We start from the raw sequence: 12235 nt of genomic DNA on the forward strand, positions 1-12235 counted from the left end.
GTCCCGTTTAATATACGGAACACTGTCCCGTTTGGTCAACGCGCGCGGTCCGCGGGAGGCTCTGCCTCCCGGCGCTGCGCCTGAACGCGGCGGTGACTCCACACGAGCAGGGCGAAGAGGACGCAGCCGGAGATGATCAGACTCGCCCCGGTGGCCCATCCGGAGAACGGCAGCTCGGGGAAGAGGCCCCACACCACGCCGGCGGCGAGGAGGAACAGACCCACGAGCACCGCCCCGGCGATCCGCCAGCGGGAGGAGACGCTCTCCTCGGCGGCGCGCATCGCCCGCGCCCGGGCGGGGGCGACGAACCGGTCCAGCGCCGGGATCGCGCGCGAGAGCAGCAACACCCCCGCGAAGACGAGCAGCAGGCCCGGGCCGGGCAGCACCAGGAGGGCGACGCCGATCACCAGCAGAACGGCGCCGACGGCACCGAGTGCGGTCCGCCGGATCGATTCGACACCGCGCGCCATGTCGCCCCACTCTCCCGCGATCGCGATCGGCAAGATCTCCGGTTCGGTCGGCGTCCTCAACCCTAGGCAGGGTTCGCGGTGCGGGCGATTCCGGACGGGCGTGAGGGTTCCCAGACCGAGCAGTCGTGGGCGAAGAGGACGCGCCGGGGGTCGAAGCCGGCGAGCCGGTCCAGCCAGGGCCGGTACTCCGGCAGCGGCGGTGCCGTGCCGTGCGGCGCGGCCTCGCGGGCCAGCTGGTCCGAGCCGAACTCCGACCGAAGTCGTGTGCCTGCCCCGCGAGGATCACGGTGCCGTCGTCCCGCCCGACGACCAGCGACTGGTGCCCCGCGGTGTGCCCGGGGGCCGGGACGATCCGGACACCCGGCCCCACCTCGGCCTCGCCGGTGGGCTCCTCATACAGCGCGCGCCGGGGAAGTCGACGAGTTCGTCGAAGGTGTGGCCGCCCGCGCGGGCGGTGGCCGGCTCCAGGGCCTGCACCAGGATCGGCCGGCCGGCCAGCAGGGGTTCCCGCCGCAGTGGTCGAAGTGCAGGTGCCAGTTGACGACCAGGGTGATCTCGTCGGGGGCGACTCCCGCCGCCGACAGCGCCGTCCGCAGCGCCCGCCGCCGGGGCCGGTAGTGCGCCTCGGTCCCGGCGGCGGCGTCACCCATCCCGGTGTCGAAGAGGAGGAGCCCCCGCTCGTGCCGCACCAGATACGCGAGCACGGGCTCGACGCGCGGCCGCGGCCCGCCGGTCTCCTCGGCCGGCCGGATGAAATGTCCCAGGTCGAGACGGAGCACCACCGTGTTCGTCGCCATCTCCCCATGGTCACGGGGAGCGTGAGCGGGACGGCCGGCATCTGCCCACGGCAGAGCCGGAGTCGGACGCCCCATCGACGTGCGAGGGCTTCACTGCTAAACCTGCACAGCAGCCTGCACCGTCGGTACCACCTGCACCGCTTGCACCACCTGCACCACCTGCACCCACCGTCCAAGGAGGAGCATGTGAGAGCACGTCGCGCCGCCGTCCGAGGCGCCTCGGCACTGGTCGCCGCCCTCGCCCTGACCGCCGGTCCAGCCGGCCCCGCCGTCGCCGCGCACGAGGAGGAGGCCCGGCCCGCCGCCACCACGGCCGACCCCGTCACGCACGAGGAGAACGACCGCGTCCCGGAGGGCTCGGTCTGGACCCAGCACTACTTCCCGTCCGCCGACCGCTCCGGCACCCGGCTCCACGCCGACGTCCTGCTGCCCGAGGGGCTGACACGGCGTGAGAAGGTGCCGGTGATCCTGTCCGTCGGCCCGTACTTCGCCCACGCGGGCCAGACCGGGCCGGAGGGCTGGACCCACACCGGCCCGTCCGCCCGCTTCCAGGACTTCATCGAGGGCACCGACCTGTTCGACCAGGGCTACGCCTTCGTCATGGTGGACCTGCGCGGCTTCGGCGGCTCCACCGGGTGCCTCGACTGGGGCGGCCCGGGCGAACAGGCGGACGTCCGGGCGGCGATCGACTGGGCGTCCAGGCAGCCGTGGTCCACCGGCGCGGTGGGCATGTACGGCAAGTCGTACGACGCCGTCACCGGACTCATCGGCAACAACCTGGACCAGCGCGCGCTCAAGGCCGTCGTCGCCCAAGAGCCGCTGTGGGACATGTACCAGTACATCTACTCCAACGGCGTGCCCCGCCCGAACGTGACCGGAACGGCCAACGCCTACAACTCCATCGCCACCATGGCGCCCATGCCGGACGACGACCCGCGCTACCAAGCGGCCGCGCGGCACGAGGAGAGCCATCCGGAGTGCCTGACCGAGAACTCGGCCGGCTACCGGATATCCGACCAGCGGGACGAGCACTGGACCTCCCGCGACCTGGCGAGGATGGCGAAGGGCAGCGACACCCCGCTGTTCGTCACGCAGGGCTTCATCGAGAACAACACCAAGCCCGAGGAGATGGAGGAGTACCTCGACAACCACAGGGGCCCCGAGCGCGGCTGGGTCGGCCAGTGGGACCACGTGCGCGGCGGGGACCGCACCGGTGACGGCCGCCTGGCGATGGGCCGCGAGGGCTGGTACGACGAGACCCTGTCGTTCTACGACCAGTACCTCAAGGGCGTGCGGCCGTCGGTGCGTTATCCGGCCTACGCCGTCGAGGACTCCACCGGCGCCTGGCGTGCCCAGCGCACCTGGCCGGTCACGGAGCGGTCGGTGACCCTTCCGCTCGGCGACGGCTCCTACGTCGACGACGGCGGGGCGTCCGCCCGCGCGGCGCTGGCCGCACCGGGGCGGCCGACGCCCGCGGCACCGCCGCAGCCGACCGGCCGGTGGGACATGGAGAACGCCCCCGCGATCGAGCGCCCGGCCCCGGAAGGACTGGCCGCGGAGCTGGCGGAGCGTCAGCGGGACGGTGAGGTCGCCTCCAGCTTCTTCGTGTGGTCCGAGCCGCTGAAGAGGCCCGTACGGGTCACCGGCACCCCTCGGCTGTCCCTGAAGGCGAAGGGCGAGGGCAACGTCATGCTCAAGCTGTACGACGTCGCCCCGGACGGCACCGCCGTCATGTTCGACGAACAGGTCTCCCTGGTGGACTCCGGCCGCCTGACCGTCGACCTGAAGGCCACCGACTGGACCCTGGCCGCGGGGCACGTGCTGGCCGTGGAGATCGGGTCGGTCCAGACCGGGTCCTGGCGGGACACTCCCTCCGGCGAGACGATCCGGGTCAGTGACGCCAGGCTGCGGCTCGCCCTCGACGATCCGGCCGACGACGTCGCCACCCCCGGTGACCGTTCGCCGTACCTGGACACCTACCTGAGTCAGTACACGGTGACCCTTCCGGCCGGGCCCGGGACATTTTCGGTGGTTCCGGGTCGCCGGCCGTGACAAGCTGTGCTCCTGATTGTCCGAGCCCAGGAGGTCGTCATGACTGAAGAGTCTTCATCGCAGGCAGGTTCGGAACCGGCGGAGGACGAGCGCCCCGCCCTGACACCCGACGAGGACGGTCAGTACGACCTGAAGGGCAAGTTCCGCGAGGCCCTGGAGCGCAAGCGCGGCAAACAGGCGGAGGCCGCGGCCCTCGCCGCGAACGCCGACGTGGCGAAGATCCGCGGCACCCACGGTCCGGCCGCCAGCCAGCGGTCGTTCCGGCGCAAGAGCGGCTGAGGCCGCGACCGGTCCTACGCGGCGGGGCCCGACCGTGGCAGCACGGCCGGGCCCCGTCCGTCATGCGAGGCCGGTCACGGACGGCTGGTCAGGTAGCCGCCCATCGAGGTGAAGTACTCGGCCGCGGACAGCTCCCGGCCGTCCTCCGTCCGCACCCGCGTGATGGCCAGGCCGTGACAGCGGCCCGCCCGCGCGTCGGCTCCGGCGACGATCACCACGCCGTCGCCCTCGCGGTAGAAGACGCGGCCGGGCGTACCGCCGTAGCGGCCCTGCGAGACCACCGCGGCGAGCACCTCCAGCCGCCTGCCCCGGTGGAAGGTGAAGGCGCTGGGGTAGGGCTCGGACTGGGCACGGACCAGGCGCTCCAGATCCTCGGCCGGCCAGTTCCAGTCGATCCGGATGTCCTCGGCGGACCGCTTGTGGAAGAAGCTCGCCTGCGACCGGTCCTGCTTGGTGAACTCGGTCTGCCCGGCGGCGATGAGACCCAAGGCGCCCACGGTGACCGGGGCGATGAGGTCGACCGTCTTGTGGAACAGGTCGGTCGCGGTGTCCGTCGGTCCGACCGGCACCGCCTCCTGCCGGACGATGTCGCCGGCGTCCAGCTCGTCGTTCATCATGTGCGCGGTGACGCCCACTTCGGACTCGCCGTTGAGCAGGGCCCAGATCAGCGGGGAGAACCCGGCGTACTTCGGCAGCAGCGAGTCGTGCACGTTGAGCGTGCCGTGACGGGGCAGCCCGAAGATGCGCGGGGGGATCCAGGTCCGCCAGTTGTTGGCCACGATGATGTCCGGGTCCGCGTCCTTGAGGCGCTCGAACAACTCGTCGTCGTCGGGGCGGTTGCGGATCAGCACCGGGACGCCGTGCTCCTCGGCGAGGTCGGCGACGGAGTCGCTCCAGATCTTCTCGTAGGCGTGCTCGCTCTTGGGGTGGGTCACGACCAGTACCACGTCGTGCTCGGAGTCCAGGAGGGCTTGCAGGGTCCGGTGCCCCCAGGTCTGGTAACCGAACATGACGACCCGCATGGGGTACCTCCTCAAGGCAGGGGCTGACCCGGCAAGTTGAGCAAGGCGTACCTTAGTGTGCAACGTCGGTGCGCAACACCCCAGTTGGTGGCCGTGCCCTCCGGTTCGCCCTATCGACAGCTTCAGATCATTAGCTTAGGCTAACCTAAGTTTCCGGCGGGCAGCTCCGTCGGCATGTCCCATTCCGGCACCCCTCAGGCCTCACAGGCGACTGTCCCGCACGATGGGAGTGACATGTCACAGGTTCTTCCTGATGACGCACCGCTGGTCCACGACCTCATTGGCATCGGCTTCGGCCCGTCCAATGTCGCCATGGCGATCGCGATCCGCGAGCACAACGCACAGGCCGGCAGTCAGGAGGCGGTCAGCGCCCGCTTCTTCGAGCAGCAGCCCCGCTTCGGCTGGCACCGCGGCATGCTGATCGACGACGCGACGATGCAGGTGTCCTTCCTCAAGGACCTGGTGACACTGAGGAACCCGGCCAGCGAGTTCAGCTTCCTCTGCTACCTGCAGAGCAAGGGCCGGCTGATCGACTTCATCAACCACAAGAACCTCTTCCCACTGCGTGTGGAGTTCCACGACTACTTCGAGTGGGCCGCCGCCAAGGTCGACGACCAGGTCTCCTACGGCCACGAGGTGGTCGGTGTCGCACCCGTGGAGCGCGACGGAGCCGTCGACCACCTCGAGGTGACGGTCCGTTCGGGCCAGGGACTGGAGGTGCACCGCGCGCGCAACCTCGTCGTCGGCACCGGCCTGCGCCCCCTGATGCCGGAGGGCGTCGAGCGCGGCGACCGGGTCTGGCACAACTCCGAACTGCTGGCGCGGGTCGACGCGTTGGAGGGCACCACGCCCTCCCGGTTCGTGGTCGTCGGCGCCGGGCAGAGCGCCGCCGAGAACGTCGCCTACCTGCACCGCCGCTTCCCCGGCGCCGAGGTGTGCGCGGTCTTCGCCCGCTACGGCTACAGTCCCGCCGACGACAGCGGCTTCGCCAACCGGATCTTCGACCCGGCCGCCGTGGACGACTACTTCGCCGCGCCCGGCAGCGTCAAACGCCGGCTGATGGACTACCACGGCAACACCAACTACTCCGTGGTGGACATCGACCTGATCGACGACCTGTACCGGCAGATGTACCGGGAGAAGGTCCTCGGCACTGAGCGGCTGCGCTTCCTGAACGTCTCCCGGCTCACCGACGTCAAGGAGACCTCCGACCGGGTCCGTGCCACCGTGACCTCCCTGGTCACCGGCGAGGAGACGCTCCTCGACGCGGACGTCGTGGTCTTCGCCACCGGCTACCTCCCGGCCGACCCCCTCGGGCTGCTCGGCGAGGTCGCGGACCGCTGCCTGCGCGACGACGAGGGCCTGGTGCGCGTCGAGCGCGACTACCGCGTCGCCACCGACCCCGCACTGCGCTGCGGCATCTACCTCCAGGGCGGCACGGAGCACACGCACGGCATCACGTCGTCGCTGCTCTCCAACACCGCGATCAGGGTGGGCGAGATCCTGGAGTCCCTGGTCGACCGGAACCTGAAGTCCGCCTCCGACGAAGCCCGGACCATCGCCGACGGAGCCGGCGGCGGCGCGCGTTAGTGTACGTCGCCATGACCACGACTGCGGTTGAGCGCCCCGCGCCCGGGGACACGACGGAGGCCCGTCGCCGACGGGTTGCCGGTTTGGGCGTACTGGCGGTGCTGCTCGTGCTCGCGGCGGCGGCCTCGTTGGCCGTCGGCGCGCGGGCGCTGACCCCCGCCGAGGTCTGGCACGGGCTGACGGCCGCACCCGAGGCCGACCAGCGGCTCACCGAGATCAGGCTCATCGTGCGAACCGTGCGGGTGCCCCGCACGGTCCTCGCGGTCGTGGCCGGCATCGCCCTCGGGGCCGCCGGGGCACTGATCCAGGGATACACCCGCAACCCGATCGCCGACACCGGGCTGCTGGGGATCAACGCCGGCGCCTCGTTCGCCGTGGTGTCGGGGATCGCCCTGCTCGGCCTGACCGACCCGTTCCTGTACGTCTGGCTCGCGTTCCTCGGCGCCGGGCTCGCCGGTGCCGTGGTGTTCGGGCTGTCGAGCATCGGCCGGGGGGCCGGCAACCCGCTGACGCTCGCCCTGGCCGGCCAGGGGATCGCGGTCTTCCTCGCGGCGATGACCACGGCGGTCTCACTGACGGACAAGGCCTCGCTGAACGCGCTGCGGTTCTGGAACGCGGGCTCGCTGGCCGGCGTCGGATTCGACGTCATCGGGCCGGTGTCCGCGTTCATCGCCGCCGGGCTGCTGCTCGCGCTCACCACGCTGCCCGCCGTCAACCTCCTCAACCTCGGTGAGGACGTGGCGCGCGGGCTCGGGGTGAACGTCGCGCGGAGCCGGACGGCCGGCGTCGTCGCCATCACCCTGCTGGCGGGCGCGGCCACCGCGGCCTGCGGCCCCATCGCCTTCCTCGGGCTCATGGTGGCCCATGTCGCGCGGTACCTCACCGGGCCGGACTACCGCTGGCTGGTGCCGTACGCCGGTCTGCTCGGCGCGGTGGTGCTGCTGGTCTGCGACATCGTGGGGCGCCTGGTGGTGCGGCCGGGGGAACTGGACGCCGGGGTCGTCGTCTCGCTGCTGGGGGCGCCGTTCTTCGCCGTACTGGTGTGGCGCGGAAAGTTCAAGAACACGTGAGCGGGGCGGGCGTGAAGGCAGACGGGACGGACGTGCGGCCGGGCGGGGCGGACGTGAGCGCGTCGGTGGCGCCGGGAGTGCGGCTCGGCGGTGTGTCGTTCGTGTGGCGGCCCTGGACCGCGGGCGTCACGCTGCTGCTGGCGGCGGCGGCCTTCCTGGTGTTCTGCCTGTCCATCGGCGTCGGGGACTTCCCCATCGGGCTGCCCCGGGTCCTCGCCACGATCGTCGGCCGGGGCGAGCAGGTCGACGAGTTCGTCATCCTGGACCTGCGGATGCCCCGCGCGCTGGCCGGGCTCGTGGTGGGCATCGCGCTCGGGGTGTCCGGCGCGCTCACCCAGTCCATCGCGCGCAACCCCCTGGCCAGCCCCGACGTCCTCGGCATCACCAGCGGCGCGGGCGCGGTGGCGGTGTTCCTGGTGACGGTGTCGGGCGGCGCCGCGACGGCCGTCGTCGACTCCGTGGGCCTGTCGGCGGCGGCGCTCGCGGGCGGGCTCGGGACCGGCCTGCTGGTCTACTTCCTGGCGTGGCGCCGCGGGATCGACGGCTTCCGGCTGATCCTCATCGGCATCTCGGTGACCGCCGTCATGCAGGCGATCACGACCTGGCTGCTGGTCACCGCCGACATCAGGGATGTGGCCCGGGCCCAGGCGTGGCTGGTGGGTTCGCTGGACAACCGGTCCTGGGACGAGGTGCGGGTGGCGCTCTGGTGCACGCTCGCACTCCTGGCCGTCGTGGCGTGCGCCGCCTTCCAGTTCAAGCCGATGCACTTCGGTGACGAGATCGCCGCGGGTCTCGGCGTCCGCTACGGGGCGGTGCGCGCGGTCCTGCTGCTGTGCGCCGTGCTGCTGGCCGGCGTGGCCGTGAGCGCGGCCGGACCGGTGCCGTTCGTGGCCCTGGTGGCGCCCCAGGTGGCGATGCGGCTGGCGAGGTGTCCGACGCCGCCGCTGGCGGCCTCCGGCATGGTGGGCGCCCTGCTGCTGACCGGATCGGACCTGGTGGCGCGCACGGCACCGCCGGTCTCGCTGCCCGTCGGTGTGGTCACCGCGGCGATCGGCGGTCCCTTCCTCGTCTACCTGCTGGTGCGGGCGAACCGCCGATAGCTGGTACAAAGTAAGGCGAGCCTAATAGAGGGGGGCCTTGTGGCCGTTGAGTCCATCACCGGGGCCGGGACGGCGGTCGGCGCCACGCGGCTGGCCGCCAGGGGAGTGGCGGTCGGGTACGGGGCCCGGCCGGTCATCGACGGGCTCGACGTGGCGATCCCGCCGGGGGTGATCACCACCATCATCGGCCCCAACGGCTGTGGAAAGTCGACCCTGTTGCGAACCCTGTCCCGGCTGCTGAAGCCGACCAGCGGCACGGTCGTGCTGGACGGCGAGGACATCGCGGGGCTCAGGACCCGGGACGTCGCCAGGAAGCTCGGACTGCTGCCGCAGGCACCGGTCGCGCCGGAGGGCCTGACGGTGTCGGACCTGGTCGCCAGGGGCCGCCACCCGCACCAGAGCTGGCTCCGGCAGTGGTCGTCGGACGACGCGGCCGTGGTGGGTCGCGCACTGGCCATGACCGGGGTGTCCGACCTCGCGAACCGTCCGGTCGACTCGCTCTCCGGCGGTCAGCGCCAGCGCGTCTGGATCTCCATGACCCTGGCCCAGGGGACCGACCTGCTGCTCCTCGACGAGCCGACCACCTACCTGGACCTGGCGCACGCCATCGACGTGCTCGACCTGGTGGACGACCTGCACGAGTCCGGGTGCACGGTCGTCATGGTGCTGCACGACCTCAACCTCGCCACCCGCTACAGCGACAACCTCGTCGTGATGCGGGACGGGGCGATCCTGGCCCAGGGGCATCCGCGGGAGGTCATCACCGCCGAACTGCTGCACGAGGCCTTCGGGCTGCGCGCCAAGGTGATCGACGACCCCGTGGGGGACCGGCCCCTCATCGTGCCCATCGGGCGGGCCCACGTGGAACTGGACCCCGTTTCCCCAGAGTTGTCGCGGTGAGGGTAGGCTAACCTCACTCGGGCGCGATAAGGTCTGCTGCCCTCAGAACGGGGCGCAGTGGACGGCGCGACAGCAAGGGATCTCCGGATGCTCCTCAGAACGACGCGTATGACGCCATGGCGACGACTGGCTGCGGCACTCTCCGCCGCCGCGCTCGGCGTCGGCCTCCTCGCGGGGTGCGGTTCCGACTCGGACGATTCGTCGGACAGCGCGGGCGGCGACAAGTCGACCGCCGGTGCCGGCGCGTTCCCCGTCACCGTGGAGCACGCGTTCGGAACCACGAAGGTCGCCAAGGCGCCCGAGCGGGTCGTCACCGTCGGCTACACGGACGACCAGACCGTCCTGGCCTTCGGCGTCAAGCCCGTCGGCATGGTCGACCAGTACCCGAACCCGGCCGGTCAGAGCCCCGACATCAACACCCAGTGGCCGTGGGTGAAGGAGAAGTGGGGCGACACCAAGCCCGAGGTCGTCATGAAGAACGGTGACACCGGCCCCAATTTCGAGAAGATCGCCGCACTGCGCCCCGACCTGATCATCGCGGTGTACTCCGAGGTCGACCAGGCCGCCTACGACAAGCTCTCCAAGATCGCGCCGACCGTGGGACGCACCAAGGCGGAGAAGGAGCCGTTCAGCGCCCCGTGGCAGGACAACGCCCTGCACATCGCCAAGGCCCTCGGCAAGGCCGAGGAGGGCGAGAAGATGGTCGCCGACATCCAGGGCAAGCTCGACACGGCCAAGAAGGCCCATCCCGAGTTCGCGGACCAGACCGCCGTCGCACTCTCCTGGTACAAGGACTCGGTGGCCCCCTTCACCTCCACCGACGTGCGCGGACGCCTGCTGACGGGCATCGGCTTCAAGTACCAGACCAAGATCGACGAGGTCGCCGGCGGCGACTTCTACACCACGCTCTCGCCCGAACGCGTCGACCTGGTCGACGTCGACCGTGTCTTCGTCATCAACGACAAGGCGGACCAGGACGCGTTGAAGAAGTTCAAGCTCTTCACCAACCTCGACGCCGTGAAGAACGGCAAGGTGACCTACCTGCTGGACAGCGAGGGTCCGGCGGTCGGCGCGGCCATCTCCCAGGGCACCCTGCTGTCGATGCCGTACGCGGTCGACGAACTCGTCAAGTCGGCCGGGTAGGTGTGAGCGCCACGGACACCCGGGTCGCCCCGGCCGCCCTGCGTACGGCGACCGGACGCGAAGCCACCAGCTGGGTCGGGGCGCACTGCCGTGAGGTGCCGTGGCTGACCCTCGCCACGGCACTCACCACGGTGGCCGGAGCGGCTCTCCAGGTACTCCCGGTACTGCTGCTCGGCCAGGTGGTCGACGCTGTCGTCGGCGGCGAGTCGCGCTCGGTCCTGGTCACGATCGGCGCCGTGATGGTGGCGGCCGCGCTGCTCGGCGCGGCCGCCACCGCGGTGTCGACGTATCTGATCGGGCGGCTCGGCGCCGACCTGCTCGCGCGGCTGCGGGAGGGCGCCGTCCGCGCGGTGCTGGCCATGCCCAGCGCCCGTGTCGAGCAGGTCGGCCGCGGCGACGTGCTGTCCCGCGTCGGCGACGACGTGGCCGTCCTCTCCAAGGGCATCCGTACGGCCGTCCCCACGGTCTTCTCGGCGGGGGTGCTGGTCGTCATCGCCACGGCCGGCATGTTCGGCCTGGACTGGCGGCTCGGTCTCGCGGGCGCGGGCGCGCTGCCCGCGTACGCGCTGGCCCTGCGCTGGTACCTCCCGCGCTCGGCCCCGCTCTACCAGCGGCAGCGGGTGGCCCAGGCCGACCGCGCCCAGGCCCTGATCAGTGGTCTCAACGGCATCGACACGGTGCGGGCCTACCGGCTGGAGGGCGCCTTCCGCGAGCAGGTCACCCGTGAGTCGTGGCGGGTGCGCGATCTCGGGATCGAGGTGTTCCGGTTCTTCGGACGGTTCGTCGGCCGGGAGAACCGCGCCGAGTTCATCGGCCTGACGCTCATCCTGGTGGTCGGGTACGCCCTGCTGGAGGCCGACGCCGCGACGCTCGGCGAGGTGTCGGCGGCCCCGCTGCTCTTCCACCGGCTGTTCACCCCGCTGGGCGCCATCATGTTCACCTTCGACGAGGCGCAGAAGTCGGGTGCGAGCCTGACCCGGCTGGTCGGGGTGGTGGGCGAGGACGCCGAGGACCGGCTGGTGGGCGACGCCTCCGTCGGGCCCGCGGCGGCCGGCGCCCACCCGGTGCGGGTGGAGGGGCTGACGTTCACCTACCCGGGCGCCGAGGAGCCGGTGCTCAGGGACGTCGACCTGACGATCCCCGCCGGTGGTTCGCTCGCCCTGGTCGGCGCCACGGGCGCGGGGAAGACGACGCTGGCCGCGCTGATCGCGGGCATCGGGACTCCGCAGGCGGGGTCGGTGCGGGTCGGGCCGACCGACCTGGCCGGACTGGACGAGGCCGGGGCGCGGTCCCTGGTGACCATCCTCACCCAGGAGACACACGTCTTCTCCGGGCCGCTCGCCGACGACCTGCGGCTGGCCGCGCCGGAGGCCACCGACGCCGAACTCATCGACGCCCTGCGGACGGTGGGCGCCGACAGGTGGGTCGACACCCTGCCCGAGGGACTGGACACCCTGGTGGGGGAGGGCGGTGAGCGCCTCGACGTGACCAAGGTCGCCCAGGTCGCCCTCGCCCGGCTGGTGTTGAGCCGCTCACCCGTGGTGGTGCTGGACGAGTCCACGGCGGAGGCGGGCAGCGAGGGCGCCGCCGAGCTGGAACGTGCCGTGCTCGCCGCGTGCGCCGGCCGGACCACGCTGTTCGTGGCGCACCGGCTCACCCAGGCGATGGCGGCGGACCGGATCGCGGTCCTCGACGCCGGGCGGGTCGTGGAGGAGGGGACACACGAGGAACTGGTGGCGCTGGGCGGCCGGTACGCGCGGCTGTGGCAGGCCTGGCGAGAGGGCAGTTAGACAAGGGTGGTTAGGCAAGCCT

General features: G+C 71.7%; 10 protein-coding genes and 1 pseudogene. 8 read left to right on the forward strand and 3 right to left on the reverse strand.

All coding sequences use genetic code 11. The annotated features are described in order from the left end of the window. Positions 1-35: 35 nt before the first annotated feature. Together OIE75_RS38820 and OIE75_RS38825 are read right to left on the reverse strand one after the other, a co-directional pair. On the reverse strand, positions 36-470 hold the full coding sequence (locus tag OIE75_RS38820; protein WP_307018291.1) for a PGPGW domain-containing protein: 435 nt from the start codon (positions 468-470) through the stop codon (positions 36-38). 62 nt (positions 471-532) lie between these two features. After that, positions 533-1267: pseudogene (locus OIE75_RS38825) on the reverse strand (N-acyl homoserine lactonase family protein). A gap of 186 nt (positions 1268-1453) precedes the next feature. Between OIE75_RS38825 and OIE75_RS38830 the strand changes: the two are divergent. Further along, positions 1454-3319 (forward strand): CocE/NonD family hydrolase, encoded by a 1866-nt coding sequence (locus tag OIE75_RS38830; protein WP_329473726.1) that lies wholly within the window; start codon positions 1454-1456, stop codon positions 3317-3319. A 39-nt stretch (positions 3320-3358) separates the two neighbouring features. Continuing rightward, the gene (locus OIE75_RS38835) at positions 3359-3598 is read left to right on the forward strand and encodes a DUF5302 domain-containing protein (RefSeq protein ID WP_125492057.1); all 240 of its coding nucleotides are present in this window, start codon (positions 3359-3361) and stop codon (positions 3596-3598) included. Between the two features lie 74 nt (positions 3599-3672). Here OIE75_RS38835 and OIE75_RS38840 read toward each other — a convergent pair whose 3' ends face one another. Further along, the gene (locus OIE75_RS38840) at positions 3673-4620 is read right to left on the reverse strand and encodes a methionyl-tRNA formyltransferase (protein ID WP_329473727.1); all 948 of its coding nucleotides are present in this window, start codon (positions 4618-4620) and stop codon (positions 3673-3675) included. A gap of 234 nt (positions 4621-4854) precedes the next feature. Between OIE75_RS38840 and OIE75_RS38845 the strand changes: the two genes are divergently transcribed. The 6 genes from OIE75_RS38845 to OIE75_RS38870 all read left to right on the forward strand — a co-directional run bounded on the left by OIE75_RS38845 (position 4855) and on the right by OIE75_RS38870 (position 12213). Then, entirely contained in the window at positions 4855-6210 is a 1356-nt protein-coding gene (locus OIE75_RS38845) for a lysine N(6)-hydroxylase/L-ornithine N(5)-oxygenase family protein (protein WP_329473728.1), read from the forward strand. An 11-nt stretch (positions 6211-6221) separates the two neighbouring features. Beyond that, a complete protein-coding gene (locus tag OIE75_RS38850; protein WP_329473729.1) occupies positions 6222-7280 on the forward strand; it encodes a FecCD family ABC transporter permease in 1059 nt (352 codons plus the stop codon). 11 nt (positions 7281-7291) lie between these two features. Continuing rightward, the gene (locus tag OIE75_RS38855; protein ID WP_443078431.1) at positions 7292-8380 is read left to right on the forward strand and encodes a FecCD family ABC transporter permease; all 1089 of its coding nucleotides are present in this window, start codon (positions 7292-7294) and stop codon (positions 8378-8380) included. Between the two features lie 39 nt (positions 8381-8419). Further along, positions 8420-9280: an ABC transporter ATP-binding protein gene (locus OIE75_RS38860; RefSeq protein WP_329473730.1), complete on the forward strand. Its 861-nt coding sequence runs from the start codon at positions 8420-8422 to the stop codon at positions 9278-9280. 87 nt (positions 9281-9367) lie between these two features. Next, positions 9368-10423: an iron-siderophore ABC transporter substrate-binding protein gene (locus OIE75_RS38865; RefSeq protein ID WP_329473731.1), complete on the forward strand. Its 1056-nt coding sequence runs from the start codon at positions 9368-9370 to the stop codon at positions 10421-10423. A 2-nt stretch (positions 10424-10425) separates the two neighbouring features. Continuing rightward, complete coding sequence (locus tag OIE75_RS38870) at positions 10426-12213, forward strand: ABC transporter ATP-binding protein (protein WP_329473732.1); 1788 nt, start codon at positions 10426-10428, stop codon at positions 12211-12213. Positions 12214-12235 lie beyond the last annotated feature (22 nt).

The organism is Streptomyces sp. NBC_01723 (genome assembly GCF_036246005.1).
GTDB lineage: Bacteria > Actinomycetota > Actinomycetes > Streptomycetales > Streptomycetaceae > Streptomyces.